General features: G+C 65.9%; 27 protein-coding genes and 1 pseudogene. 16 read left to right on the top strand and 12 right to left on the bottom strand.

Going from position 1 to position 24569, the window contains the following annotated elements:
- The first annotated feature begins 76 nt into the window (after positions 1–76).
- From G9465_RS09775 to moaC, 3 genes are read left to right on the top strand one after another with little or no spacing between them, the layout of a single operon-like run.
- Positions 77–736, top strand: a complete 660-nt coding sequence (locus G9465_RS09775; RefSeq protein ID WP_166969434.1) for a helix-turn-helix domain-containing protein — start codon at positions 77–79, stop codon at positions 734–736.
- 39 nt (positions 737–775) lie between these two features.
- Complete coding sequence (locus G9465_RS09770; RefSeq protein ID WP_166969432.1) at positions 776–1312, top strand: molybdenum cofactor biosynthesis protein B; 537 nt, start codon at positions 776–778, stop codon at positions 1310–1312.
- Between the two features lie 49 nt (positions 1313–1361).
- Positions 1362–1841 carry a cyclic pyranopterin monophosphate synthase MoaC gene (gene moaC / locus G9465_RS09765; RefSeq protein ID WP_166969430.1) on the top strand — a complete coding sequence of 160 codons (480 nt, stop codon included), beginning with the start codon at positions 1362–1364 and terminating at the stop codon, positions 1839–1841.
- A 1-nt stretch (position 1842) separates the two neighbouring features.
- Here moaC and G9465_RS09760 read toward each other — a convergent pair whose 3' ends face one another.
- Positions 1843–2424, bottom strand: coding sequence for a DUF4382 domain-containing protein (locus G9465_RS09760; protein WP_166969428.1), 582 nt, complete (start codon positions 2422–2424; stop codon positions 1843–1845).
- A gap of 236 nt (positions 2425–2660) precedes the next feature.
- Here G9465_RS09760 and G9465_RS09755 point away from each other — a divergent pair, with 236 nt between their 5' ends.
- Together G9465_RS09755 and G9465_RS09750 are read left to right on the top strand one after the other, a co-directional pair.
- Positions 2661–4052 (top strand): FAD-binding oxidoreductase, encoded by a 1392-nt coding sequence (locus G9465_RS09755; RefSeq protein ID WP_166969426.1) that lies wholly within the window; start codon positions 2661–2663, stop codon positions 4050–4052.
- A gap of 92 nt (positions 4053–4144) precedes the next feature.
- Positions 4145–4978: a molybdopterin synthase gene (locus G9465_RS09750; RefSeq protein WP_166969424.1), complete on the top strand. Its 834-nt coding sequence runs from the start codon at positions 4145–4147 to the stop codon at positions 4976–4978.
- On the opposite strand, the gene G9465_RS09745 is transcribed toward G9465_RS09750, so the two are convergent.
- Positions 4975–5775 carry a molybdenum ABC transporter permease gene (locus G9465_RS09745; protein ID WP_166969422.1) on the bottom strand — a complete coding sequence of 267 codons (801 nt, stop codon included), beginning with the start codon at positions 5773–5775 and terminating at the stop codon, positions 4975–4977. The genes G9465_RS09750 and G9465_RS09745 overlap by 4 nt on opposite strands.
- Complete coding sequence (locus G9465_RS09740; protein WP_166969420.1) at positions 5750–6631, bottom strand: extracellular solute-binding protein; 882 nt, start codon at positions 6629–6631, stop codon at positions 5750–5752. The genes G9465_RS09745 and G9465_RS09740 overlap by 26 nt, the downstream gene beginning before the upstream one ends.
- A 111-nt stretch (positions 6632–6742) precedes the next feature.
- Here G9465_RS09740 and thiC point away from each other — a divergent pair, with 111 nt between their 5' ends.
- The 3 genes from thiC (at position 6743) to G9465_RS09725 (ending at position 9472) form a co-directional block, all read left to right on the top strand.
- Positions 6743–8161, top strand: coding sequence for a phosphomethylpyrimidine synthase ThiC (gene thiC / locus G9465_RS09735; RefSeq protein WP_166969418.1), 1419 nt, complete (start codon positions 6743–6745; stop codon positions 8159–8161).
- A gap of 194 nt (positions 8162–8355) precedes the next feature.
- Positions 8356–9180, top strand: a complete 825-nt coding sequence (locus G9465_RS09730; RefSeq protein WP_166969416.1) for a hypothetical protein — start codon at positions 8356–8358, stop codon at positions 9178–9180.
- A gap of 52 nt (positions 9181–9232) precedes the next feature.
- The gene (locus G9465_RS09725; protein ID WP_166969414.1) at positions 9233–9472 is read left to right on the top strand and encodes a glycine zipper 2TM domain-containing protein; all 240 of its coding nucleotides are present in this window, start codon (positions 9233–9235) and stop codon (positions 9470–9472) included.
- A gap of 47 nt (positions 9473–9519) precedes the next feature.
- On the opposite strand, the gene G9465_RS09720 is transcribed toward G9465_RS09725, so the two are convergent.
- Positions 9520–10080, bottom strand: coding sequence for an NUDIX hydrolase (locus G9465_RS09720; protein WP_166969412.1), 561 nt, complete (start codon positions 10078–10080; stop codon positions 9520–9522).
- A 210-nt stretch (positions 10081–10290) separates the two neighbouring features.
- On the opposite strand from G9465_RS09720, the gene G9465_RS09715 reads away from it, so the two are divergent.
- From G9465_RS09715 to G9465_RS09685, 7 genes are all read left to right on the top strand, one after another.
- Positions 10291–10473 carry a DUF1918 domain-containing protein gene (locus tag G9465_RS09715; protein WP_166969410.1) on the top strand — a complete coding sequence of 61 codons (183 nt, stop codon included), beginning with the start codon at positions 10291–10293 and terminating at the stop codon, positions 10471–10473.
- Positions 10474–10480: 7 nt separating this feature from the next.
- Positions 10481–10906 carry an RNA-binding protein gene (locus tag G9465_RS09710; RefSeq protein ID WP_166969408.1) on the top strand — a complete coding sequence of 142 codons (426 nt, stop codon included), beginning with the start codon at positions 10481–10483 and terminating at the stop codon, positions 10904–10906.
- Positions 10906–11604 carry an RNase P subunit p30 family protein gene (locus tag G9465_RS09705; protein WP_166969406.1) on the top strand — a complete coding sequence of 233 codons (699 nt, stop codon included), beginning with the start codon at positions 10906–10908 and terminating at the stop codon, positions 11602–11604. Before G9465_RS09710 ends, G9465_RS09705 begins: the two co-directional genes overlap by 1 nt.
- Before the next feature lie 60 nt (positions 11605–11664).
- Positions 11665–12084, top strand: coding sequence for a hypothetical protein (locus tag G9465_RS09700; protein WP_166969404.1), 420 nt, complete (start codon positions 11665–11667; stop codon positions 12082–12084).
- Between the two features lie 78 nt (positions 12085–12162).
- Positions 12163–12642 carry an Rpp14/Pop5 family protein gene (locus G9465_RS09695; RefSeq protein WP_166969402.1) on the top strand — a complete coding sequence of 160 codons (480 nt, stop codon included), beginning with the start codon at positions 12163–12165 and terminating at the stop codon, positions 12640–12642.
- Positions 12643–12644: 2 nt separating this feature from the next.
- Positions 12645–13412, top strand: a complete 768-nt coding sequence (gene psmA / locus G9465_RS09690) for an archaeal proteasome endopeptidase complex subunit alpha (RefSeq protein ID WP_166969400.1) — start codon at positions 12645–12647, stop codon at positions 13410–13412.
- Positions 13413–13514: 102 nt separating this feature from the next.
- Positions 13515–14243: a ribosome assembly factor SBDS gene (locus G9465_RS09685; protein ID WP_166969398.1), complete on the top strand. Its 729-nt coding sequence runs from the start codon at positions 13515–13517 to the stop codon at positions 14241–14243.
- Positions 14244–14275: 32 nt separating this feature from the next.
- Here the strand turns inward: G9465_RS09685 and G9465_RS09680 are convergent, their stop codons facing one another.
- Positions 14276–14623 (bottom strand): FUN14 domain-containing protein, encoded by a 348-nt coding sequence (locus tag G9465_RS09680; RefSeq protein ID WP_166969396.1) that lies wholly within the window; start codon positions 14621–14623, stop codon positions 14276–14278.
- 113 nt (positions 14624–14736) lie between these two features.
- On the opposite strand from G9465_RS09680, the gene hflX reads away from it, so the two are divergent.
- Entirely contained in the window at positions 14737–16047 is a 1311-nt protein-coding gene (gene hflX / locus G9465_RS09675) for a GTPase HflX (protein WP_166969394.1), read from the top strand.
- Here the strand turns inward: hflX and G9465_RS09670 are convergent.
- The 7 genes and pseudogenes from G9465_RS09670 to G9465_RS09640 form a co-directional block, all read right to left on the bottom strand.
- Positions 16039–17004 carry a dienelactone hydrolase family protein gene (locus G9465_RS09670; RefSeq protein ID WP_166969392.1) on the bottom strand — a complete coding sequence of 322 codons (966 nt, stop codon included), beginning with the start codon at positions 17002–17004 and terminating at the stop codon, positions 16039–16041. The two genes, hflX and G9465_RS09670, sit on opposite strands and share 9 nt — an antisense overlap.
- 123 nt (positions 17005–17127) lie before the next feature.
- Positions 17128–18567 (bottom strand): annotated as a pseudogene (locus G9465_RS09665) (NAD(P)H-hydrate dehydratase).
- Positions 18568–18622: 55 nt separating this feature from the next.
- Complete coding sequence (locus G9465_RS09660) at positions 18623–18898, bottom strand: acylphosphatase (RefSeq protein WP_166969390.1); 276 nt, start codon at positions 18896–18898, stop codon at positions 18623–18625.
- 1331 nt (positions 18899–20229) lie between these two features.
- Positions 20230–20376 carry a hypothetical protein gene (locus G9465_RS09655; RefSeq protein ID WP_166969388.1) on the bottom strand — a complete coding sequence of 49 codons (147 nt, stop codon included), beginning with the start codon at positions 20374–20376 and terminating at the stop codon, positions 20230–20232.
- Between the two features lie 260 nt (positions 20377–20636).
- Positions 20637–21548, bottom strand: a complete 912-nt coding sequence (locus G9465_RS09650; RefSeq protein ID WP_166969386.1) for a DNA-3-methyladenine glycosylase — start codon at positions 21546–21548, stop codon at positions 20637–20639.
- A gap of 62 nt (positions 21549–21610) precedes the next feature.
- Positions 21611–23011, bottom strand: coding sequence for a sodium-dependent transporter (locus tag G9465_RS09645; protein WP_166969384.1), 1401 nt, complete (start codon positions 23009–23011; stop codon positions 21611–21613).
- A 54-nt stretch (positions 23012–23065) separates the two neighbouring features.
- Positions 23066–24409: a sodium-dependent transporter gene (locus G9465_RS09640; RefSeq protein ID WP_166969382.1), complete on the bottom strand. Its 1344-nt coding sequence runs from the start codon at positions 24407–24409 to the stop codon at positions 23066–23068.
- Positions 24410–24569 lie beyond the last annotated feature (160 nt).

Here is a 24569-nt window from a genome sequence, read left to right as displayed (position 1 = left end):
GTGTTTTATTAAGGGACTTGAACCACGAACATATTCGGGGCCAACTATAACGGGGCACTCGGGCGAACGGGGTATCATGGCCGACCGTGTCCTTGCCGAAGTGGAAGTGTTCGACCCGCGGTCGTGTCAGGTGGCCCCCCACGCCGACGAGGCGTGGAGCATAACCGACGTCTCCCGGAGTGCGCTCGGCGGTGAGGGCGGAACGGTCGTAGAGGAGTTCACGCTCACGGGGAGCGAGGACGCACCGCCGCCCGACGCCGACGCGCGCGAGCGAGTCGAGAAGGTGTTCTCCTTCGACAGCGAGTTCGTCTATCGCTTCCAGCGGACGGCGAATCAGGGCTGTGTCTGCGAGCGTATCGAGCGCCTTGGCTGTGTGGTACAGGACGTCAGTGCCGACGAGGACTCGATGGTCGTCACGTTCCTCGTCGAAGACATCGAGACGCTGCGGGACGTCATCAAGGACTTACAGGGGGAAGGAGAGAGTATCAGTCTCCGCCGACTCGTCGAGAGTTCCGAGAGTTCCAGCGGCGGACAGCCCGCTATCCTCGACCGCGACGCCCTGACCGACCGGCAGGACGAAGTGCTGGAACGGGCCTACGAGATGGGCTACTTCGAGCATCCGCGGGACGCGACCGCCGGGGAGGTGGCCGAGGACCTCGGTATCGCCACCACGACGTTCACCGAGCATCTGGCCGCCGCCCAGCGCAAACTGCTCGACGACTTGCTCGGCGCCTGACCCCCGACGGTTTACTGCCGGCGGCCGCGTGGTACGGGTATGGACCGCGATCATCACTCCCACAGCGATGAGAGTCACGACCACGACGACCACCACGCACACGACGAGGACGCGGTCGCCATCGCGGTGGTGACCGTCTCCTCCTCGCGCACGCTCGACGACGACCCCGGTGGCGACGCCATCGAGTCGGCGTTCGAAGCAGCGGGCCACGACGTCGCCGACCGGTCGCTCGTGACCGACGACGCGGCGGCTATCGCCGACGCCGTCGCCGCTGCGATGGACGACGGCGCCGACGTGGTGGTGACGACTGGCGGGACGGGCCTGACCGACGACGACGTGACCGTCTCGGCGGTGAGCGCGCTGTTCGACCGCGAGATTCCCGGATTCGGCGAACTGTTCCGCTGGCTGTCCTACGAAGAGGTCGGGCCGATGGCGATGGCGTCGCGGGCGACGGCCGGCGTCGTCGACGACCGGCTCGTGTTCTGCCTGCCCGGTAGCGAGAACGCCGCACGGATGGGGAGCGAGGAGCTAATCGCGCCCGCCGTGGGTCACTTGCTCGGCCTCGTTCGTCGCTGACCGTCGCCAGACCCGCACGGTTTTGGGCGGCGTCGCGCTATCGTCGGGTATGCCCGACGAGTTCACACACGTCGACGAGGACGGGGACGCACAGATGGTCGACGTCGGCCAGAAGGCCGACAGCCAGCGTCGCGCGGTCGCACGCGGCGAGATTCGCCTCTCGGAGAGCACGCTCGACGCCATCGCCGCCGACGACGTGGAGAAAGGCGACGTGCTGACGACGGCCCGCATCGGCGCGATTCAGGCCGTCAAACACACGTGGGAGACGATTCCGATGTGTCACCAGATACCCATCACGAACGTCGAGACCGGTTTCGAGGTGGGCAAGGGGTGCGTCGAACTGACCGTCGCCGTCGAGACGGTGGGGAAGACTGGCTGTGAGATGGAGGCTCTAGAGGGCGTGACGACGGGGCTCAACGTCGTCTGGGACATGGTGAAAGCCAACGAGAAAGACGAAGACGGAGAGTATCCGACAGCGGCTATCGAAGATGTGCGGGTCGTCGAGAAGTCGGTCGAGCGAGCCGAGTGAGTTACGCGTCGGTCGCGTTGCCGCCGGTCGTCGTCTCCTCGGTGTAGCGCACCTCGGTCTCCGAGGCGACGGGTTGGATGATGTAGCCAGTATTGCCCTTCTTCACGGGCGTGAAGTCGGCGACGAAGTGGGTCCGCTCGTCTTCCCGTATCTCGAACGACTGGTTGAACTTCAGTGGCGCCTCACCGGGCGTCGTCACGTTCGCGTCGCTGCCGTCGGAGAGCGTCCCCTCGATGCCCGTGACGTCGAGTTGGAGGAACTCGTACTCGCCCGTCTCGACGGACTCCTCGCCGACGAGTTGCGACTTCTCGCCCTGCAGTTCCGTCAGGTCGGCCTCCTGTGGCTCGTCGAACTCGACGTACTCCCGGTCTTTGCCCTCGCCGGTCGTCGTCTCCTCGCTGGCTGGCTTGACCCACAGGCCGGCCATGGTGACGATACAGGATTCGAAGTCGCCGATGTCGCCGGGTTGGTCGCTGACGCTCGTCGCGAGCGTGCCGGTCGCCGTTCCGCCGCCGGAACAGCCAGCGAGCAAGCCAGTCGCGAGGAGCGTCCCGGTACCACTCAGGTAGGTTCGTCGGTCCATACGTTAGTGTCTGGAGTCCCCGATATCGGGCTGGTGGCCAACTAGTAAGGTATGTGCTAGTGTGACAACTGACCGGAAAGTCCGATTGCCCGGACCTGTCAGGGATGTCTGACTTGGAAGAGTCCCCGCTAAACATGTGTAACGATAACGATTAACATTATTGTCGGCGTATTTGATGTAGCACTCTCTCGACACTGGCACTGTGCCCTGTCGCGAGAGTGCGGCGGTAGCAACCAATGGCAACGACAGCAAGCGACGAGTTCGACGGCGCACTCGACGACCTCAGAGAGACGGTACGGGGAACAGTGATAGAGCGCGGCGACCCGGGGTTCGACGACGCGCGTGAGATATACAACGCGATGATAGACAAGCAGCCGAGACTTGTCCTCACGTGTACCGACGTCGCAGACGTGAAGGCGGCCGTAAACTTCGGACGCGAACACGGTCTGGATACGGCAGTACAGAGCGGCGGCCACAGCGGGCCCGGTCTCGGGCTCGTCGAGGACGGGTTGGTCATCGACCTCGGCGAGATGACGGGCATCCACGTCGACCCGGAGGCGGAGACGGCACGCGTCGAGGCCGGGTGTACGTGGGGGGACGTCGACCACGCGACCCACGCGTTCGGGTTGGCGACGGTCAGCGGCGTCATCTCGACCACGGGTGTCGGTGGCCTGACGCTGGGCGGCGGGCACGGCTACCTGACCCGCAAGTACGGCCTGACGATAGACAATCTGCTGAGCGCCGACGTGATACTGGCCGACGGCCGAATGGTCCACGCCAGCGAAGACGAGAACGAAGACCTGTTCTGGGCGCTCCGCGGTGGCGGCGGCAACTTCGGCGTCGTCACCTCGTTCGAGTACCAACTGCACCCGGTGGAGACGGTGGTCGCCGGGCCGATGTTCTGGCCTCTCGACGACCTCGAAGCAACGATGCGCTGGTACCGCGAGTGGCTTCCAGAGGCACCGGAAGACGTCTACGCGTTCTATATGGTAGCGGAGGTCCCGGGCGACCCGTTCCCGCCGGAGATACACGGCGAGAGTGTCTGTGGACTGATGTGGTGCTGTACGGGTGGAGAAGAACTGGCCGAGGAGATGCTCGACGAGGCGCGTGGCGTCGCAGAGCCGATGTTCGAGCACGTCGGCCCGATGCCGTACCCGGCACTGCAATCGATGTTCGACGACCTCTACCCGCCGGGTGACCAGTGGTACTGGAAAGGCGACTTCGTCCGGGACCTGTCCGACGAGGCCATCGCGGCCCACGAGCGATTCGCCGAGGTGCCGACGCCGAAGTCGACCATGCATCTCTACCCCATCGACGGCGCAGTCCACGACGTCGGCGAGGACGAGACGGCGTGGAGCGTCCGCGACGCCAACTGGTCGATGGTCATCGTCGGCGTCGACCCCGACCCGGCCAACACCGAGACGATTACCGAATGGGCACAGGATTACTGGGAGGCCGTCCACCCGCACACCGTCGGCGGGTCCTACATCAACTTCATGATGGAGGAAGGACAGGACCGCATCCGCGCCACGTACGGCGACAACTACGAGCGGCTACGGGCGGTCAAAGCGACCTACGACCCCGAGAACTTCTTCCACGTGAACCAGAATATCGAACCGGCGAACTGAGGGCGAGAGCCCAACAGCCAGTTCCTGTGCCGGTCCCCACCCGCGATTCACCATCGGAAACACATAGGTGGCCGCCGTCACAACGTGTATCCATGTACGTCCTCGGTATCGCCGGCCACTCGGACACCGGCAAGACGACGCTGGTCGAGCGCCTCGCCGAGCGGTGTTCGTCGTCCGGGTCGGTCGCGACGGTCAAGCACTGTACCCATTCGCCCGACGTCGACACGGACGGGAAAGATTCCGCGCGCCATCGCGACGCGGGCGCGAGCGAGACGGTCGCAGTGACCGACGACGGCGAGTGGTTCGCGACCGGCGACTCCCGGACGCTGACCGACACGCTCGACGACCTCGCACCGGACTACGACTACGCCTTCGTCGAGGGGTTCAGCGACGCGACGATTCCGAAAGTCGTCCTCGGCGACCGGGACGCGGCCGACCCGGTCCTCCACCGGGCCGCGGACGGCGAGTCGGCAGACGTCGACGCTATCCTCGACGCCCTCCACGACCGTGACCCCTACGTCACGCTGGAAACGCTCGTCGAGGAGGTCAAGCGCTCGCCCGACGAGGACCGAGCGGGCGCCATCGCGACGTTCACCGGACGCGTCCGTGCGAAGGAGAGCGCGGACGACCGGCCCACGGAGTATCTGGAGTTCGAACGCTACGACGAGGTGGCCGCCCAGCGGATGGCCGAGTTGCGGGCGGACCTCGAAGCCCGCGACGGCGTTCACGCCGTCCGCTTACACCACAAGACCGGCGTGGTCGACGCGGGCGAGGACATCGTCTTCGTGGTGATCCTCGCGGGCCACCGCGGCGAGGCGTTCCGCGCCGTCGAGGACGGCATCAACCGCCTGAAAGAGGAGGTCCCGCTGTTCAAGAAGGAAGTGACCGTCGACGACGAGTTCTGGGCCCACGAGCGGGACTGTTAGCGCCACGGCGTCGCCCGCAGACCGTGGACCACGAGCAACGTTCCGAGCGCGACGCTCAACAGGACGACGGCGACGGGGAGCGCCGCGTCGAGTCCGCTGGAGATGAACGACGCCCAAATCTGGACCGGCAGGGTCCGCGGGTAGTACGCGAGCATCATCGTCGCGCCGAACTCGCCCATGGCGCGAGCGAACGTGAGGACGAGGCCGGCGAGGATACCCGGTTTGGCGAGCGGAATCGTCACCGAGCGCATCGTCTCGGGCCAACTGCGGCCCAGCGAGCGGGCGGCCTCCTCGAAGTGACTGTCGACGCCGTCGAAGGCCGCCTTCACCGTGACGACGAAGAAGGGCGCGGCGACGAACGTCTGGGCCGCGACGACGCCGAACAGCGAGCGAGTCAGGCGGAGGTCCGTGAGGCCACCGAGGCCCTCCGGCCCGACGACGGTCAGCAGGAGCATTCCGCTGACGACCGGCGGCAGGACGAGGGGGAGAACCACGACGCCCAGCGCCACCGTGGCGAGGACGTGGTCGCTCCGGGAGAGCCAGTACGCAAGCGGGAGGCCGAAGACGAACGCCAGCACCGTACTCGACAGCGCCGCGAGCAGGGAGGTGGTCGCGGCGTCGACGACGTAGCCCGCGGCGAGGTTCGACAGCGCCGTCGGCGAGTAGGTGACGACGAGGACGGCCACCGGGACGACGAAGTACAGCAACAGGACCGCGCCGAGGACCGGCATGAGGTGTCGAAGTTCGAGCCCGACGCGCCGGGAGGCCGCCTCAGCCTCGGAGACCGTTCGGGACATCGCCCTCCATGCGCGGGTACTGACCGTGGACGACGAAGCCGTAGTCACGGAGCCACTCGCCCGCGAGCAGTGTCTCGAACGCCCGTTTCGTCTCGTCGTCGTCGGCCCGGCGCGTCGCGGCGTACTCGATGGGCGCGCCGCGGGCGACGGTGCCGCCGGGGAGTTCGTACTGGACGTCGGCGTAGGTGTCGGCGTGGGCCGGGTCGCCGAGGTTGACCGCCGGTGGCAGTTCGCGGAAGGGGTAGTCACGCTCTATGGCCATGCTCCGGTAGACGACGGCGGCGTCGATGCTCCCCGTCTCGAACTGCGCCAGCAGTTGCGTCTCGGGATAGCGCTGGTCGGGGGACAGCACCTCGTCGACGAGGTGCGGGTCGTCGCGCCGCCGAGCGGCCAGTTCGAGCGCGAAGATGGTCCGATAGCCGAGCGGGTCCAAGTCCGGGTCGGTCCGACCCAGCGAGACGCCCTCGTGGCCGAGCGGTGCCGCCCACTCGTCGGCCTCGGCGACGCGACGGCCGCCGGGCGTCTCTGTGTTGTACGCCAGCACGAGTTCGTTGCTCGCGACCACGGCGTACCACGGCGTCGACAGCAACCGCTCGAACAGTTCGGGGTCTGCGAGCGCGAGCACGTGCGGGTCGCGCTTGCCGTCGGCGACCAGTCGCGCGGCGTGGACCGAACCGTGGGCCTCGACGGCGAGTTGCGGCCCGGTAGCCCGTTGTAGCGACTCGCTCGCGGCCTGTAAGCTCCCGGCCACGAGCGTCCGTACGCGCGACCGTCCGACCGCACCGCACCCAGCGACACCGACGGCGGCACCGCTCCCGAGGAGACGCAGAACGTCCCGGCGATGCCAGACAGTCATCGGTCGCTGATTCAGCGTTCGGGCACTTGCCTGTTCGGATGGGCACCAACAATTGGCGGTGCTTTATCCGGACGGTGGATTTATAACCTAGTGATATAACTAGCTTATCTGATGACGCAACTGGCAGCCGCCCGACACGGAACCGTCACGGAAGCGATGGAACGCGTCGCCGAGAGGGAGAACTGTGAGGCCGAGTTCGTCCGCCAGCAGGTCGCCGACGGACAGGCCGTGATTCCGGCCAACGTGGGCCACGACGCGCTGGACCCGATGATTATCGGCCGCGAGTTCGGGACGAAGGTCAACGCGAACATCGGCAACAGCGAGGAGACGAGCGACATCGAGGGCGAACTAGAGAAACTCCACACGGCGGTCCACTACGGCGCCGACACGGTGATGGACCTCTCGACGGGGGCCAACCTCGACGCTATTCGGGAGGCCAACGTCGAGCACTCACCGGTACCGATCGGGACTGTACCCATCTACGAGGCCGTCAAGCGAGTCGACGACGTCACCGACATCACGCACGAACTACTGCTCGACGTCATCGAGAAGCAGGCCGAGCAAGGCGTCGACTACATGACCATCCACGCCGGCGTGTTGATGGAGCACCTCCCCCTGACCGACGGCCGGAAGACCGGCATCGTCTCCCGCGGCGGGTCAATTCTCGCCCAGTGGATGGAGGAAGTCGGGATGCAGAACCCGCTCTACGCGACGTTCGAGGAGATATGCGAGATATTCGCCGAGTACGACGTGACGTTCAGCCTCGGTGACGGCCTCCGTCCGGGCTGTCTGGCCGACGCCGGCGACGAGGCGCAGTTCGCGGAACTGGACACGCTCGGCGAACTCACACGGACGGCGTGGGACCACGACGTACAGGTGATGGTCGAAGGGCCCGGCCACGTCCCGATGGACCAGATAGCCGAGCAGGTAGAACGCCAACAGGAGGTCTGTGACGGCGCGCCGTTCTACGTGCTGGGCCCGCTCGTGACCGACATCGCGCCGGGGTACGACCACATCACCAGCGCAATCGGCGCCACCGAGGCGGCCCGCGCCGGCGCGGCGATGCTGTGTTATGTCACGCCCAAAGAACATCTGGGACTGCCCGACCGCGAGGACGTGCGCGACGGCCTCGCAGCGTACCGCATCGCCGCCCACGCCGGTGACGTAGCGAACGGGCGGGAAGGCGCCCGCGACTGGGACGACGCCCTCTCGGAGGCGCGCTACGCCTTCGATTGGGGCGAACAGTTCGAGTTGGCGCTGGACCCCGAGCGCGCCCGGTCGTACCACGACCAGACGCTCCCCGGCGACAACTACAAAGAGGCCCGTTTCTGCTCGATGTGCGGCGTGGATTTCTGTTCGATGCGCATCGATCAGGACGCCCGCGACGCGGGCGAGATGGAATCCATCGAGGCCGAGGACGGCGAGCGAACGGACGTCGCGGTGTCTGCCGCCGCCGAAGTGAACCGACCGCCAGTCGGCACTCACGACAGCACGCCAGTCGACGAGGCCACGCCGGCCGACGACGACTGACGACAATCTGGCGATAGTTCTTTATGAGCCAGTTGCGTATATAGAGGCGATGTCGAAGAAGGTACTCGCCGTCGTCGCAATCGCCGCCCTCGCACTGGTCTACTTCGCGAAGAAGTAAGGGCAGAGGGTCCCCAGCACAGTTTTCAACCACCCTTTTCAGAACCCTTACCCGGAACAGCGACCAACGGGACTCCATGTACGGCGTCGTCACCCGCAACGAGGAGGAGACCGAGTGGTCGGAGTTCGACCGGGCGTTCTACGAGGTCAAGGACGTCACCGGCCGGGCCGTGGAACCCATTTCCGGTGCGGTGAACATGGTGTCGTGTTTCGGCGACAACGCCGTCGAGAGCGAGCAAGACCTGCTGGCGTTCGACGACGAGGGGACCGCCGCCACCCGGAACGAACCGTACTTCGACTGGACGTACGTCTGTCCGACCCACGAGCGCTACCGCGAGGGACTGCTGGACATCGTCGAGGAGGCCGCCACCGTCAACGAGAACGTCCGCCTCGACGACGTGGGCTTCCCACGCGACGAGTACTGCCACTGTGACCGGTGTGAACGGAAGTTCGCCGACAGCGAGTTCGACGACTGGGCGGCGTGGCGGACGAACGTCATCACCTCCTTCGTCGCAGACGCCCGCGAGCGAGTGCCCGGCGACCTCTATCTCACGCTCTACCCCGACCCCTATCCCGGTCATCTCGAATCCCGGACCGGCATCGACGTGGACGCCGTCGACGAGTACGTCGACGAGTTCGTCGTCCCCATCTACGACATGGCCTACTCCACGACCTACTGGCTGGAGATTCTGGCGAAGGGGTTCCGTGACCGACTTGACACGCGGTTCAGCATCGAACTGTACGCCGTCGACGTCGACATAGACGACCTCTCGAAGGCCGTCGAGGTGGCCGCCGAGTACGGCCACTCGGTCCTGTTCGGCTACGACGCCAGCAACGCCCGCGCGACGGTCCGGCGTCTCGACGCCGACGCCCGCGAAGGGCGGTCGTTCGGTCCCGAGTAATCGCCGGTAGCCAGCGCATGCTTTTTTCCGTCCGACGCGTGTCGGGTCGTATATGAAAGCACGAATCAAGCGAACCGTCAGTCGCGCGAAGTACGCCGCAATCGGTGGCGCCGTCGGCGGCGCACTGGGCGGCCTGATAGGGCGAAACGCCGCGAGCACGGCCGCAGGCCTCGGTGCCTTCGTCGGTGCTATCGTCGGCGAGAAGTGGGCGTCGGCCGCGCCGATGGTCGAGAAAGCGAAGTCGAGAGTCCCGAAGAAAGAGACGCCGGACGCGGCCGAGGACGAGGCGTAACTTCTCGCCCGTCGACGGTCACACTGTCCGCTCGGCCGCGATGTGAGTCAGTCGAACCGCCGCTCGCGCCAACGAAGAATCTCCTCGCGGTCCCGCGTGTCATCGGGCAACTCGCCGAACCACCGGGCAGCGCTTATCTCGTGGTCCGGGTCGTCGACAGAGGGATCGATGGTCTCGGCACGCGCCTCGAAGACGGGGAGGACGCCCCACGTGTCGTTGCCGTCACAGTAGAACTCTACACGGCCGAGCATCCCCAGTCCCTCGATAGTCGCCTCGATACCGCCCTCCTCGCCGAGTTCGCGGATGGCGGCCTCCCGAAACGTCTCGTCGCCGTCGAGTTCGCCGCCGGGCAGGACCCACTTGTCGACCCCCTCGTGGCGGACCAAGAGGAGTTCGCCAGAGGGGCGGTACGCGAGGGTATGCGCGCCGAAGGGCGCCCCGTGGTCCCGGGCGTCCTCAGCGACAGTGCGGAACCGCGGGCGAGGCACCCGCCGGCGGCGGGTGAACTCGACGAACCCGTCGTGTCGCTCCGTCAGGGCGTGATAGGTCTGCTCGGCCTGTTGGCTGGCGACGTCAGCGAGATACCACAGATCGTCGACGGTGGTCATCTGTGGCCGCAGCGTGGGGCGTATCTGCCGCACGGAGACAGCGACTGGAGCAGCGTAGACGAACCGGTCATGGCCACAGATACGCGTGAGATTCACTATAACCCTTCGACACCAAGTTGGACGGACCGCGGTCGACGCCGGGTGAGCGACCGACAGCGGCAGTCGGGGCGAATCAGTCCCTTTTTGACCGGGCATCCAGTACCGCCGAGCATGGCATTCGAAGAAGACGACAGCGTCATTCTCCACGACGAGCACAGCGACTACGACGGGCAGGAAGGTACTATCACGCAGGTCGTCGAGACGATGTTCGGCGACGCCAACTACACCGTCTCCTTCGAGGACGGCCAGGAACAGGGCGTCCCCGAAGACAACCTCGAAGCGGCCGAGGAGTAAGGCCCCGATGTCGTCGGTGCCGTTCCACTACGTCGACCTCCGGACGTTCTGTTACGCCACGGAGGACGAGAAACGCGTCGAGGAAGCCCTGCGTACGTTCCTCCCCGAGGACTGGGAGATAGAGCGGACGGAGAGCGAGGGCCACTACGGCGACCGCATCGTCGTCCTCTCGGCCCGCATCGAGAACGCCGACGACGTGCGCCACGTCCTCTCGCAGGTGGCGACGCTCGACGACATCGACGACGTGCGTGCGGAACTCGACGACAGGGTCGACGACAACTGCTCGTTCTTTCTCACCTTCGACAAACAGGCCGCCTTCGGCGGCGAGGTTCGCCGCGGCGACGGGATCACACTGCGGGCGAAGGTCGAAGCCTACCCCGCAAAGCGGGAGAAGGCGGTCGCTAACGCCCGCGAACTGCTCGACGAACTGTGATGTACGAGGCCGTCCACGCGCACCCGGACGGCGACAGTACCGTCGCCAGACAGGCGCTCACCGCCGCCGAGTACGGCTTCGAGGGCATCGTCGTCCGCAACCACGGTGACGACCCCGCAGACTACGACGCGGCGGCCGTCGCCGACGCGTACGGTATCGACGTCGCCGATGGCGTCGAAGTGCGGGCAGACACCACCTCACAGGCCAGCGGTCTCGTCGGGAACCACCGCTCGAAACACACTGTCGTCGTCGTCCACGGCGGCGACCGAGCCATCAATCGGTTCGCCGTCGAGAACCCCACAGTCGACGTGCTGGCCCATCCGATGCGAGACGACGGCGACTTCAACCACGTCCTCGCGAACGCGGCGGCCGAAAACGGCGTCCGCGTCGAATTCTCGTTGGGACCGGTGCTGCGAGACAGCGGCGGGAGTCGCGTTCGGGCCCTGCAGGACCTGCGGAAGTTACGGGAACTCATCGAGGACGCAGACGCCCCCTACGTCGTCTCGGCGGACCCGCGAAGCCACCTCGAACTCAGAGGGCCGCGAGAACTCATCGCGTTGGGCGAGCGGATTGGGTTCACAGCGGACCAGATACGCGGCGGCCTCGAAGCGTGGGGGCACCTCGTCGAGCGAAACCGCCGGTTGACCGACGACTCGTTCGTCGAACCGGGGGTCCGACTGGACGAGACCGACGGCTGACACTGTCGACCGGTTGAACGACCTAGTGGATTTATTTGCGATTGGGTCGCACTCGGATATATGTCAGAAACCCGTCCGACGTTCGGTGCTCTTGTTCTCGCCTCGCTCGCCGGCGTCGTCGGCACCAAGTACCTCCTCGGCGGTGCCTTAGCGATGGTGACGGGGTCGGTGGGGAGTTCGATGCTGGTCGCCGACTCGATAACGCTGACAGTTGGCTGTGGCGTCATGCTCGGTGTCGTCACTGGCGGGTTCGTAGACGGCGCGGTCTGGGCCAGATTCGCCGCGATCGCCGCGTTCGTCGTCGTCTCCGGCCTCAGCGTCTCTGCCGTACTCGCCGCTGACCCGGTCGTCCTCGTAGAGACGGTCGGCATGGTACTGGCGGTCCCCTATCTGCTCGTCCGGAACCCGATAGAGCGTATCGCAGAACCCGACGTCGAGTCCGAGGACAGCGCCAGCAGGTTCGGTTCGACGCTGCGCTGACCGGCGACGACACCGCACTGTTCTTTACCCCGATACGCGAAGGCTAGGTATGCGACAGTCAGCGGCGGAGGGAGGGCGATGAAACACCTCCCGAAACACCTCCAACCACGGTGGCGCTACCTCGCCGTCGAACTCGAAACGTGGCCCGACGCCGACCTCGACCGCCGGGCGTTCCAGCGCGAGGTGTGGTACGCGGCACAGAACCTGCTTGGCGACACCGGCAGCGCCGACGCCGACGCTACCGTCCTCCGGTTCGAACACGCCGACGGTCTCGGTCACGCCATCGTCCGCGTCCGCCGAGGCCAGACCGACGCCGCACGGGCGGCACTGGCCTGTATCGGTTCGGTCGACGGGGTGCCAGTGGGCCTGCGCGTGACGGGCACGAGCGGGACCGTACGCGCCTGTGAAGAAAAATATATACGCGGGCCGGCGGAACCGTTCGAACAGAGACACGTCGTGTTCGAGAACGCAGAACGGCGCGCCGTCGCCCGCGAGACGCGAGTCGACGTGCGCACCGACCACACGTTCGTGGGCGCGACAGACCTCGATTTCCGATAACTATGCAGGGACAAAATCAACAGCAGGCGTACGACCGCGGGATTACTATCTTCTCTCCGGACGGACGTCTCTATCAGGTAGAGTACGCCCGTGAGGCGGTCAAACGGGGTACGGCGAGCATCGGCATCCGAACCAGTGACGGCGTCGTCCTCGCCGTCGACAAGCGCATCCGCTCGCCGCTGATGGAGCGGTCGTCCGTCGAGAAGATTCACAAGGCCGACGACCACATCGGCATCGCCTCGGCCGGCCACGTCGCCGACGCGCGACAGCTCATCGACTTCGCCCGCCGACAGGCGCAGGTCAACCAGCTCCGGTACGGCGAACCGGTCGGCGTCGAGACGCTCACGAAGGAGATTACCGACTACATCCAGCAGTACACGCAGGTCGGCGGCGCCCGCCCGTTCGGCGTCGCCCTCATCATCGCCGGCATCGCCAACGGCGAACCCCGTCTCTACGAGACGGACCCGTCGGGCACCCCTTACGAGTGGAAGGCGCTCGCAGTCGGCGCGGACCGCGGCGACATCCGCGACTACCTCGAATCGCACTACGACGAGGAGATGGATCTGGACGCTGGCGTCGACCTTGCACTCGCGGCGCTCGCGTCGGTCAACGACGACGGCCTCGCCCCCGAGGGCATCGGCATCGCCGTCATCGACGTCGAAACCGAGACGTTCCGAGAACTCTCCGACGAGGAGAAAGAGACCCACCTCGCCGAGGCGGACCTGCTCGCCACCGAGGACGAGGCCGACGAATCCGAAGACGAAGAGTAGCGTTCCGGCCGTCCCGGGTTCTGGCCGCCAACGGGGTTTCGAGCGACTGTCTGACCGTCCGACGCAGTAAGGCCTTTAACCGACCCACCGTTACCGACAGGTATGATATCGCTTGACGAGGCGGTGACGGCGCGCCTCGAGACCCACGGACAGCGGTTCGAGGTACTGGTCGACCCCGACGCAGCCCTCGCCATCAAACGCGGTGAGTTCGAGGGCGAACTGGAGGACGTCATCGCCGCCGAGGACATCTTCGAGGACGCCTCTCGCGGCGACCGACCGCCGGAGGAGAGCCTGAAGGAAGTGTTCGACACGACAGACCCAATGGAGATTATCCCCGAGGTCATCAAACAGGGCGAGATACAGATAACGGCCGACCAGCGCCGGGAGATGCAAGAGCAAAAGCACAAACAACTCATCCAGCGCATCACCCGCAACGCCGTCAACCCGCAGATGGACGACGCGCCACACCCACCCGAGCGCATCGAATCGGCCCTCGAGGAGACGGACTTCCGCGTCGACCCGATGGAACCCGTCGAGACGCAGGTCGACGACGCGCTAGACGCTCTGCGGCCGGTCATCCCGATTCGGTTCGACGAGATTACGGTCGCCGTGCAGGTCCCGGCCGAGTACGCAGGCAGCGCGCAGGCGAAGATTCGGCAGTTCGGCGACTTAGAACGCGAGGAGTGGCAGGCCGACGGCTCGTGGGTCGGCGTGTTGACGTTCCCGGCGGGGATGCAGAACGACTTCTACGACGTGGTCAACGAGAACACGAGTGGCGAGGCCGAGACGCGCATCATCAAGGACGAAGACGACATCAGTACCCGCGGATAGCGGGCACCGGGGTCAAAAAACCGCGCCGAGCGTTATCCCTTCTTGAAGCCGACGAGGAAACCGCCGGTAAAGCCCGCGCTGACGGGCAGCGCCGAGAGAATCGACATGAGCCACGAGGGCGGTTGGCCGGCCGCTGTGTCGGTCGCGCCCCGTGTGGCGTTCTGTGCGACCCCGCCGATGGCCTGCCAGTTCACTTCGAGGATGCCTCGCGTTTCGAGGAACTTGAATAGGGCCAGTTCGAGGCCGACGATGACCGCGATGAGTTTCGCGACCTTCTTGGCGGCGAAGCCGATGATGCCGCCGATGAGGCCGCCGGCCCCGAACTCCAGCCCCATCTGCTGGAGGCCGAGCCCATCCATCTGGAGAGCAAACTCTACCATACTGGATACCTGACTGTGACGTTTTAAATCCTTTGTGCTAACAGCGGTGCCGTCCCCGATTCGGTGCCCCCTACCCTGCAGATTAAATAACCGGACAGCGTAGTATCGGGCGAGTGACGGCGACACACACCACGGACCGGGCTGTTGTCGCGAAACGGGTCGACAGTGGCACGGCCGACACCGAGGAGATTCGTGACCTCGCGCGGGCCGCCGGCTACGACGTGGTCGGCGAGATAACCCAGACGCGGACCGAAGACCCCGCCTACCACCTCGGCGAGGGGAAGGTGACGCGACTCAGCAACACGGTCGCCAGAGAACGAGCGACGACGGTCATCTTCGACAACCAGTTGGGGCCCTACCAGACGTACAACATCGGGAACGAACTCCCCGAGGGCGTCACGGTCATGGACCGATTCCGCCTCATCATCGAGATATTCGGCCAGCGGGCACAGACCCGGAAGGCACAGCTACAGGTCGAACTGGCGGAACTACGCTACGAACTCCCGCGTGCCGAGGCGAAGGCCAGCCTCGCGAAACGCGACGAGCGCCCCGGGTTCATGGGGCTGGGCGAGTACGACGAGAGCCGCGAAGAGGACATCAAAAAGCAGATAGCGAACATCCGAGACGAGTTAGAATCCATCGAGGAGACCGAGCAACACCGGCGCGAACAGCGCCGGGAGTCCGGGTTCGACCTCGTGGCACTCGCGGGCTACACGAACGCCGGGAAGTCGACGCTGTTGCGCCGCCTCGCCGACGATCTGGAGGTCGACGAGAACGAGGACCTCCACCCCGACCTCGATACGACCGCCGAGAGCGAGGACCGCCTGTTCACGACGCTGGGAACGACGACCCGCCGCGCCGAGGTGGGCAAACGCGAGGTACTCGTCACCGACACCGTCGGGTTCATCCAGAACCTCCCCCACTGGCTGGTGGAGTCGTTCAAGTCGACGCTCGACTCCGTATACCGGGCCGACCTCGTGTTGCTCGTCGTCGACGTCTCGGAGTCCGTCGAGGAGATACGCGAGAAACTGGTGACGAGCCACGACACCCTCTACGAGCGCAACGAGGCCCCCATCGTCACGGTGTTGAACAAGACGGACAAGGTGGACGACGAGGAGGTTGAGCGCAAGCGTGCGGCGCTCTCGAAACTCGCACCCAACCCCGTGGCCGTCAGCGGCAAAGAGGGGCTGAACATCGAGGAGTTGGCCACTCGCATCGACGAGGAACTCCCCGATTACGAACACGAGCGCCTCGTCCTGCCGATGACCGAGGAGACCATGAGCGTGGTGTCGTGGATTCACGACCACGCCGTCGTCGAGGACGTCGACTACGGTGACCAAGTCGTCATCGAGTTCGAGGCCCGGCCGGCTATCGTCGAGCAGTCTCGTGCGAAAGCCGGTGAGTTGGTGGGCGCGTCAGCCTGACGACGTGTTTCGGTCGCTCTCGCGGATATTCTCGTCGAGGAAGCGAAGCGTCTTCGACCACGCGTCCTGTGTCGCGTTCGAGTGGAAACGCTCACCGCTCGGGTTGGCGAAGGCGTGGCCGGCGCCCTCGTAGACGTGTATCTCCGTCTCGACGCCGAGGTCGGCCAGCGTCCGGTTGAACTCACGGACGCTCTCGATACTCACGACCTGGTCTTCGGACCCGAAGATGCCTAGCACCGGCCCGTCGATGCGCTGCAGCGTCGTCTCGTCCGTCGTCAGCGTCCCGTAGTAGATGACCGTCGCGTTCAGGTCGGCGTCGCTCAGGCTCAACTGGAGACTCTGGCCGCCGCCGAAACACCACCCCAGACTGGCGACGCGGTTCGTCGTGTCCGATCGGTTTCGGAGGCCAGCGGTGGCACGGCTCATCTTCGTCACGGCCTCGTCTGGGTTGTCTCGGACCTCGCCCGACAGCTCGGCGGCGTACGAGGCGTTGGTCGCCACGCGACCGTCGTAGAGGTCGACGGCGAAGACGACGTAGCCGTGGCCGGCGAGGATGTCGGCCATGTGCCTGATGTTCTCGTTGAGGCCCCACCATTCGTGAATCATGACGACGGCGGGGTACGTCCCATTGTCGGCCGGTCGGGCCAGATACCCCGGTGTCCCGTTTATCGTCGTGTTCGCCGCCGTTATCGCCGAGAGGTTCTCGGCGTCGAATATCTCGGCGTTCGAGTCTGAGGTGACCACTCGGCAAGTGCCGTTCTTCTCGATAGCGCCCGGCTGACATCCCATATGTGGCGTCTGGGTGTAGGTCGCTTCCGCGCTGGTCGGCTGTGCGGTCGGCGTCTCCGTCGGCGTACTCGTCTCGGTCGGCGTCGTTGCACCGCTCTGAGAGAGGCCGGCACAGCCACTCAGGGCGACCAGGACTGCGACCGCCACCGCGAGCGTACTGGCGCGCATGGTCTACGCAGAGGGAGAGTTCGTGTAAATTGGTTGTTACTAGTTATCTCGCAGATAGATTCGCGCCGCGAGACGACGGGGGCGAGCGACCACACACTGCCGGCCCGGGGGTCGAAACTGCCGTCAGTCGGCGGCGTCGTCCGCCCACAGCGCCGGTGGCACCGCGTCGAGCAGGTCGGTCGCGACCAGTCCGTACCCCCGTTCGTCGACAACCGCGTCGCCGGCGCCGCCGACGGCGTGGGCCGCGATAGCCGCGGCGTGGCGCGGTTCCTGCACACAGGCCAGTGCACCGGTGACTCCCGCCAGCACGTCGCCGGTGCCGCCGACAGTCATCCCGGGATTGCCGGTACGATTGACGCGGGTGCGCTCGCCGTCGGAGATAACGTCGTAGGGGCCTTTCACGAGCACGGTATGGCCGAGTTCGGCCGCGAACGACTCGACGAGGTCCGCGCGTTCGCGCCAGTCGTCGCTGGTCTCGCCTCCATCCCGACGAGTTCGCCCTGATGGGGGTACAGACGAGGTCGGCGTCGGTCTCGATGTCGGGAACCACCGAGAGGGCGTCGGCGTCGACGACGGCAGTGCCGTCGAACCGTTCGAGGAGGTCTGTGACGGCATCGAGCGTCGCGTCGGCGTCGCCCAGTCCCGGCCGAGGACGAGCGTGTCGTGGTCGGCCGCGAAGGCGGCGAGACGGTCGACGTGGGGCGGTGCGAGCATCTCGCCGTCGTACGGTCGGACGATGAGGTTCTCGCTGTAGCCCTGAATCTCGCGAGCGACGAGTTCCGGCGCAGCGACGCGGACGAGGTCCGCGCCACCGCGAAGTGCCGCCTGTGCGGAGAGGGCTGGCGCGCCGGTGTAGGGGCCGCCGCCGACGACCAGTACCTCCCCGTTGTCGCCCTTGTGGCTGGCCGGGTCCCGCGTCAGCCGCCGAAGGTCGCCCCGTTCGACGAACAGTTCGGCGGCCTCGGGGATGCCGATGTCGGCGACGGTGACGTCCACGTCGAGGGCCGGGAGACCGGGCTTCGTGTCGTGGAACGTGACGACGTGGTCGGCCTCGACGGCGTTCTCGGCGAGGGTGCCGTCCTCGGCGTCGAGGCCGGACGGCACGTCGACCGAGAGAACCGCCGCGTCGCTCGCGTTCATCGCCGCCGCTGCGGTGGCCTCGGGTTCTCGGAGCGCCCCGCTGATGCCAGTGCCGAGCATCGCGTCGACGACGATATCCGGGTCACCGAGGTCGAACTGCGAGGCGTCGCGGACCTGTTCGGTCGGATACTCCGCCGACTGGAGGGCGTCCCAGTTCTCTCGGGAAATGTCGGTCGTGATCGTCTCGGGGCGGCCGAGCAAGAGCATTCGGAGGTCGTAGTCGTCGAGAAAGCGCGCGGCGACGAGGGCGTCGCCACCGTTGTTACCGCGGCCGGCGACGATAGTGACACTCGCACCGGGGTCGGCGAGGTCCCGGACCGCGCCCGCGACGGCGTTGCCCGAGGACTCCATCAACTGCTTGCGCGGCACGCCCAGCGCCGCCGCGTTCTCGTCGACGACGCCCATCTCTGAGCCAGTGAGCATGCGTGGCGGTTCGCCCGCCTCCGTGGTAACGGTACGGGACCGGAGGCCCCGACGGCTACCAGCGGACTTCGAACCCGTCTACCCCCTCCGGGTCTTCCTCGTCGACCTCGACGTCGGTGACGGTTGCCCGTGTACTTCCCTCGTGACAGTACTCGACCATCGCGTCGACGGCGTCCGGGTCGCCCTCGAAGACGGCTTCGACGCGGCCGTCGTCGAGGTTCTTCACCCACCCGTCGACGCTGTGTTCGCGGGCCGTATCCCGCGTCGTCGCCCGATAGTAGACGCCCTGTACCTGCCCTGAGACGTAGACGTGGACTCGCTTCCGACTCATGGGCGACAGTCCCGTCGGCGACTACAAAAATCAATCCCCGGCGGACGATCACCAGAAACGATAGTATCCAGTATTACCGGATGGTTGCTTGCGGCAGTTGCGTTACTTGGAATAGTATTTCTATTCATACGAGGTCTCAAAGAAACATGAACTAGTGTATCGTTTGAGTGGCAGTGGTTAGTTACGAGTGCAAGTGCGGCGGTCGGCAAGTCGGAGATGGTCAGCGTCTCGACGCCGTTCTCGCTGTGGACTGGCTCACGACCACGAGCGGCACGGGCTCGGTGACTTCGCGACGTAGCGCGCCGGGGTGAAAACACCCGGCGCAGATGGTGGGGGTGTGGGAATGGCGGACACGCCGAGAGTGATGGCTCCAGCGGTGTCCGCAGCGGAGGCTACCTGCGTGATACGTAAACTGGTTCTGGTACACGCGTCTAACTGTGAAACGTAACCGGTGGATTGGGGTTGGTGCAGGACGTGTCAACCCCAAATACCGTGAGTGGTCCCACTGACGGCCGCTGTGGTGCCTCTGACAGCCCGCGTCAAGCGTATCGAACCGCCAGTATAGAATAGTACCTATCAATTACTATTCGAGTTGTAAAACCCGCTGGGGAGGGCACCCCAGCGGCGAACCACTGCCGACCCGCACTGCGTCATGGCCGGCAGCGGCGGCTGTCAGAGGTGCGGGCGCTGTGCCCGCACCAGAAATATCACGGTCAATGTACATAGGTGTTGTGAGCGTATATTCAACTCCCCCACTATTAACTCGTATAGGTGTACATTTCCCAACCTTATCATCAATATCGATATGTTTGTCGACTTTTTAGACAGGTATCGTTGACATCCACTGACGGAGTGTGATGTACGCACCGGGGTGAAAACACCCGGCACGATCGTGGGTGGTGAGGGTGAGAATGTGGTAATCTGCGGGCACCTGAGGGGGTGGGGTTCGGCAGTGCCCGCACTCCGACTATCTGTCACAGACGGATGGCCGTTGGGACTAGACAATTAAAACCGAGCGGCGACGTTGCCCATCGGCGGTCGTGTCGCCGTCGACGAACTCGACCCCAGCGCCGGACAGCGCCGACGAGGAGCTGGGCCTGCGTGACCATCTGCCGGCGGACGCCCTCGACCAGCCCCCGGGCGTCGCGAGCGATCTGTGAGGATGCTCCTAACACTGGGGGTTATTCCGTCCTCGGGATAATTGTCAAGTGGGATCGGGGAGGCCTCTGACAGTTCGAACCCCCCAGTTTCCGAATCGGACTCCCCGTTGCCCCTCTACTGGAATCCAGACGATTGGAGAGTGTACTCTGTACCGCCTGAGGACTGAGCGCTCATCCGTCGATCACCTCCCACGCAGGCTCGTGGCCGTCGGCACGGATTTGCCCGACAGCCGCCTCGAGGACCACCTCGTTTACAGGGATGTTCGGGTTGCCCAGTTCCCGCCCCTCGGCGACCATCTCGGCCTCCAGCCGGAGCATCTCGACGTCGTCAGTCGTCGGGGACCGACGATGGTCTGCTCGCGTGTCTCGTGCCCGGCTTCGTTGGTCTCGTCGTAACGGTCGCTGTCGATGAACGACGTGTCGAGGTTGGCCTTGCGGCGCCGACGCGATTCTGCGCAGTGTCGATCTCGCTGACGCCGTCGTCGCCCTCGCGATGGATATCGACGGGGCGCGTGAGTGTGTCGGCGCTCATGCCGCTCTCACCTCGGGTTCGAGACAGCCGAAAATGCCGAAAACCGCTACTCGGGACTGCTTCTTCCCGTTCGTAAGAAATGGAACAGATAGGTCTGCGTGTAGCCCGCGTACTCGCCGCCGAGCGTCTCGCGGATGGCACGGGAGGTGTCCGTGTAGTTCCCCCGTTCGCACTCGGGGTAGTACTCCTCGATGGTCTGGCGAATCCACGTATCCAGCGGGACGGCCTCCAGGTACCCCAGCGAGAACAGGAGGATGCAGTCGGCCACCTTCTCGCCGACGCCGACGAACTCGGTCAGTTCGTCGCGGGCGTCCTCGTAGGGGAGTCCCGCCGCGTCTCCCGGGTCGGCCTCGCCCTCGGCGACCATCTCGGCCGAGCGCTTGACGTAGGGCGCCCTGTAGCCGAGGTTCAGGTCCCGCAGGTCCGTCTCGCTCGCCTCGGCCAGCGCCGCTGGCGTCGGGAAGGCGTAGTAGGTTCGGCCGTCGAAGGTGACCGCTTCCCCGAACTCCCGGCGCATGGCCTGTTGCATCCCGTGGATGCGTCCGACCCGCATCTGGGCCGAGCAGATGAACGAAATCAGGGTCGGGAACGGCGGGTCCTGAACGATGCGCATCCCCCAGTAGGCGTCGTAGGCGTCGTCGACGACGGCGTCATGGGGGGCCGTCTCCCGAATCGCGGGCAAATCGTCGTCGAGGCCCAGCAGCGTCCGCAACCGGGACGCCGCATCGAACGACGATTCCCAGACGAGGGCACCGTCGGTCTGCCGGACCCGGATTACGTGGGGGTCGCCGTCGACCCGAACCGTGGTCCAGTACCACGCGTCGCCGCCGCTGGCGGCCGTCCGCTCGTACATCTCGCCGTCCTCGCGGTCCCAGAGGTAAGACTGGCCGCTCTCGACGGTCGCTTGCAGGTCGATGCCCCCCGAGAGCGCCCCCACGTCGATGCGTCCGCGTTCCATCGTCTCGTGGAAGGGTTCGGAGGCCTTTCCGGGTTTCTATCCTGTGTGACGGCGAGCGCCCGTCAGGTCGCGGCGTCCGCCGTGGTCCGGAGAAGCAGGATGGCTCCGACGACGCCCACGACGGCGGCGCCCGCCGCCTGCGGAGCGGTGACTGAGACGCCGACGACGCCGCCCAGACCGGAGACGAGCGTGAACGCGAGGAACAGCGGAAGGGCGACGGCGACGGCGTAGTACCACGGCAGACCGACCATCCGGGCGACGGGGCCGGCCCCCTTCTCGTACTCGTCGAGCGCTGCCTTCCCCAGCACCCACCCGTCGAACAGCAGGAATCCGAGCAGTCCGGCGGTCAGGACGAGGTTGGCGACAGTGTTCGCAAGCAGTGCGAACAGCGACGGCGACAGCGCGGTGACGCTCCCGGTGACGAGAAACAGGCCGCCGACGCCGGCGGTGGCCTGCGAGCGGGTGACCTCGTGTTCGTCGACGAGGTACGAGACGAGCACCTCGAAGATGCTGATGGCCGACGACAGCGCCGCAAGCAGGACGACGCCGAAGAAGACGACGCCGACGACGCGACTGTACGGGAGGTCGGCGAACGCGCCGGCGAGACTGACGAACAGTGCGCCCGGGCCACCTTCGCCCGGCGAGACGCCCAGCGAGAACAGCAGCGGGAAGATGACGAGGCCCGCGAGGACGCCGATGCCCGTGTTCAGCCCGGCGATGATGGTTCCGTCGGCGGCCAGCGAGCGGTCCTCGTCGACGTAGGAGGCGTAGGTGAGCATCGCACCGGCCCCGACAGAGAGGGTAAAGAGCGCTTGTCCCGCCGCGGCGACGAGGACGTCGACGAAGTTCGCCCGGAGGTAGCCCACGTCCAGCGAGAGGTAGAACTCGTAGCCGCCGGCGCTGCCCGGTAGCGTCGCGGCCCAGACGGCCAGCGCGCCGAAGAGGACGACGATACCGGGCACCATCACCGTCGTCGCCACTTCGATACCGCGGTCGACGCCCGCGTAGACCACGGCTATCGTCGCGAGTAGGAACAGGACGTGAAAGCCCGCCGCGCCGACGCCGTAGTCGATGGCGGCGAAGTACCCCTGCGGGTTCCCGAAGTACGCGCCGGTCGCGCTGGCGAGCGTATACCGCAGAATCCAGCCGCCGACCACCGAGTAAAACGAGAGAACGACGACGGAGGCGAGCAAGGCCACGCCGCCGAGTACGCGCCATCGCCGCCCGCCAAGCGCGCCGAACGCGCCGACCGGGTTCCGGCGACTCCGCCGGCCGATGACCATCTCGCCGAGCAACCCAGGGACGCCGACGAGGACGATGACGAGGACGTACAGGAGCAGAAACGCAGCGCCGCCGTTGGTCGCGGTCAGCCACGGGAACCGCCAGATGTTCCCGAGGCCAACGGCGCTCCCGACGGCGGCGAGGACGAACCCGAGTCGCGTCCGCCACGTGGCTCGCGCCATCGTCTCACCGTCCTCCCACGCGTCGACCGTCGTACGGAGAGCGTTGTATGCACATCAGAACGGTTGGAAGAAGTCGGCGTTCTCGACGAGAAACATCTCGTTGATACCGAGGCCAAGCGTGCCGAGGATGGCCACGACGACGACCAGACGGAGCGTCCAGAGCCACACCGGCCCGACGGGGCCGAGGCCTTCGGTCCCCCGGGTGAGTTCGTCGACGGCGTCGTGTCCGACGACCCACCCGACGAAGAGGACCAACGCGAGCACCGAGAGCGGCAAGAACACCTGATAGGCAACGCGGTCGAACCACGTCAGCCAGGCGGTGTCCCACGCCGACGGGAGGCCGAGTACAAACAGGCCGACACCCGTCGCGGTCGCGAGGTACGGTCGCGGTATCCCGAAGTTGTCGTTGGCGTAGGAGACGGTCACTTCCAGCAGACTGATGGCCGACGACAGCGCCGCGATGAGGACGACGCCGAAGAAGACGACGCCGAAGACGCGACCGAAGGGGACGGACCCGAACCCGGCCGCCGTCGCGACGAACAGCGCTCCCGCCCCGCCAGTCTCGGAGGTGACCTCCGCGCCGATAGTGAGCAGGATGGGGAAGACGACGAGGCCGGCGAGGACGCCGACCAGCGTGTTCGTGACCACGACCGTCCCACCGTCGAAGACGAGGTTGTCGTCGCTGCCGACATACGAGGAATACGTGATCATGATAGCCATTCCCAACGAGAGCGTGAAGAAGGCCTGTCCGACGGCAAAGGGAATGATGCTCCCGGCGTTTGCGACCATCGTGTCGACGTTCGGCGAGAGGAAGAAGGCATAGCCCTTGGCCGCGCCGGGCAGCGTCGTGACCCACGCCGCGAGCGCGACCATCAACACGACGATGCTGGGGACCATCACTTTCGTCGCCTTCTCGATACCGTCCTCGATGCCCAGCGCCACGATGCCGACGACGATGGCGAGGAAGGCGGCCTGTGCGAGCACAGCACCCGGGCCGGAGGAGACGGCCCCGAAGTAGCCGCCGGGGTCGGCGAAGTACGCGCCCGTGACACTGCCGACGACGTAGCGGATGACCCACCCGCCGACGACGTTGTAGTAGGACAGAATCCAGAACCCGGTGAAGACGGCGAGGCCGCCGACGACGCGCCACTGTCTGTGGCCCAGTTCGCCGAACGCGTCGACGGCGTTGACGTTGGTCCGGCGGCCGACGACGAACTCGGCGAGCATCGCCGGGAACCCGACGAGGACGACCGCCGCCAGATAGAACACGACGAAGGCCGCCCCGCCGTTGGTTGCGGTCTTGAACGGGAACTGCCAGAGGTTCCCGAGACCGACTGCGCTCCCGATAGCCGCGAGGATGAACCCGACCCGCGTGGCCCACGTCTCTCGTTCGCTCATAGACGCGCCCTATCTCGTTCGTCCGGTTAACCGCTGTGATTCGGCCTCGATATCACGCCGTGGCACCCCCGCTCACGTGACCCATTGAGCCCTATATACCAATATTATCAACGCACTAATGCCGCGCCCCGTGAGTATCACCCGTCCACACTCGTTGCCA

It is taken from the genome of Haloarcula sp. JP-L23 (assembly GCF_011602445.1).
Classification (GTDB): Archaea; Halobacteriota; Halobacteria; order Halobacteriales; family Haloarculaceae; genus Haloarcula; species Haloarcula pellucida.
The sequence above is the reverse complement of the archived record's forward strand: the minus strand, read 5'-3'. Positions and strand labels throughout refer to the sequence as shown.

Bases quoted from the DNA above. Each gene is read 5' to 3' on its own strand.
- G9465_RS09725 (WP_166969414.1), top strand. From the start codon at position 9,233: ATGAAAGCACGAATCAAGCGAACCGTCAGTCGCGCGAAGTACGCCGCA.
- G9465_RS09750 (WP_166969424.1), top strand. From the start codon at position 4,145: ATGTACGTCCTCGGTATCGCCGGCCACTCGGACACCGGCAAGACGACG.
- G9465_RS09745 (WP_166969422.1), bottom strand. From the start codon at position 5,775: ATGTCCCGAACGGTCTCCGAGGCTGAGGCGGCCTCCCGGCGCGTCGGG.
- G9465_RS09660 (WP_166969390.1), bottom strand. From the start codon at position 18,898: ATGAGTCGGAAGCGAGTCCACGTCTACGTCTCAGGGCAGGTACAGGGC.
- G9465_RS09760 (WP_166969428.1), bottom strand. From the start codon at position 2,424: ATGGACCGACGAACCTACCTGAGTGGTACCGGGACGCTCCTCGCGACT.
- G9465_RS09715 (WP_166969410.1), top strand. From the start codon at position 10,291: ATGGCATTCGAAGAAGACGACAGCGTCATTCTCCACGACGAGCACAGC.
- G9465_RS09695 (WP_166969402.1), top strand. From the start codon at position 12,163: ATGAAACACCTCCCGAAACACCTCCAACCACGGTGGCGCTACCTCGCC.
- G9465_RS09700 (WP_166969404.1), top strand. From the start codon at position 11,665: ATGTCAGAAACCCGTCCGACGTTCGGTGCTCTTGTTCTCGCCTCGCTC.
- G9465_RS09680 (WP_166969396.1), bottom strand. From the start codon at position 14,623: ATGGTAGAGTTTGCTCTCCAGATGGATGGGCTCGGCCTCCAGCAGATG.
- G9465_RS09685 (WP_166969398.1), top strand. From the start codon at position 13,515: ATGATATCGCTTGACGAGGCGGTGACGGCGCGCCTCGAGACCCACGGA.
- G9465_RS09705 (WP_166969406.1), top strand. From the start codon at position 10,906: ATGTACGAGGCCGTCCACGCGCACCCGGACGGCGACAGTACCGTCGCC.
- G9465_RS09775 (WP_166969434.1), top strand. From the start codon at position 77: ATGGCCGACCGTGTCCTTGCCGAAGTGGAAGTGTTCGACCCGCGGTCG.
- G9465_RS09655 (WP_166969388.1), bottom strand. From the start codon at position 20,376: ATGCTCCGGCTGGAGGCCGAGATGGTCGCCGAGGGGCGGGAACTGGGC.
- G9465_RS09670 (WP_166969392.1), bottom strand. From the start codon at position 17,004: ATGCGCGCCAGTACGCTCGCGGTGGCGGTCGCAGTCCTGGTCGCCCTG.
- G9465_RS09640 (WP_166969382.1), bottom strand. From the start codon at position 24,409: ATGAGCGAACGAGAGACGTGGGCCACGCGGGTCGGGTTCATCCTCGCG.
- G9465_RS09730 (WP_166969416.1), top strand. From the start codon at position 8,356: ATGTACGGCGTCGTCACCCGCAACGAGGAGGAGACCGAGTGGTCGGAG.
- G9465_RS09720 (WP_166969412.1), bottom strand. From the start codon at position 10,080: ATGACCACCGTCGACGATCTGTGGTATCTCGCTGACGTCGCCAGCCAA.
- G9465_RS09710 (WP_166969408.1), top strand. From the start codon at position 10,481: ATGTCGTCGGTGCCGTTCCACTACGTCGACCTCCGGACGTTCTGTTAC.
- G9465_RS09650 (WP_166969386.1), bottom strand. From the start codon at position 21,548: ATGGAACGCGGACGCATCGACGTGGGGGCGCTCTCGGGGGGCATCGAC.
- thiC (WP_166969418.1), top strand. From the start codon at position 6,743: ATGACGCAACTGGCAGCCGCCCGACACGGAACCGTCACGGAAGCGATG.
- G9465_RS09645 (WP_166969384.1), bottom strand. From the start codon at position 23,011: ATGGCGCGAGCCACGTGGCGGACGCGACTCGGGTTCGTCCTCGCCGCC.
- G9465_RS09770 (WP_166969432.1), top strand. From the start codon at position 776: ATGGACCGCGATCATCACTCCCACAGCGATGAGAGTCACGACCACGAC.
- G9465_RS09740 (WP_166969420.1), bottom strand. From the start codon at position 6,631: ATGACTGTCTGGCATCGCCGGGACGTTCTGCGTCTCCTCGGGAGCGGT.
- moaC (WP_166969430.1), top strand. From the start codon at position 1,362: ATGCCCGACGAGTTCACACACGTCGACGAGGACGGGGACGCACAGATG.
- psmA (WP_166969400.1), top strand. From the start codon at position 12,645: ATGCAGGGACAAAATCAACAGCAGGCGTACGACCGCGGGATTACTATC.
- G9465_RS09755 (WP_166969426.1), top strand. From the start codon at position 2,661: ATGGCAACGACAGCAAGCGACGAGTTCGACGGCGCACTCGACGACCTC.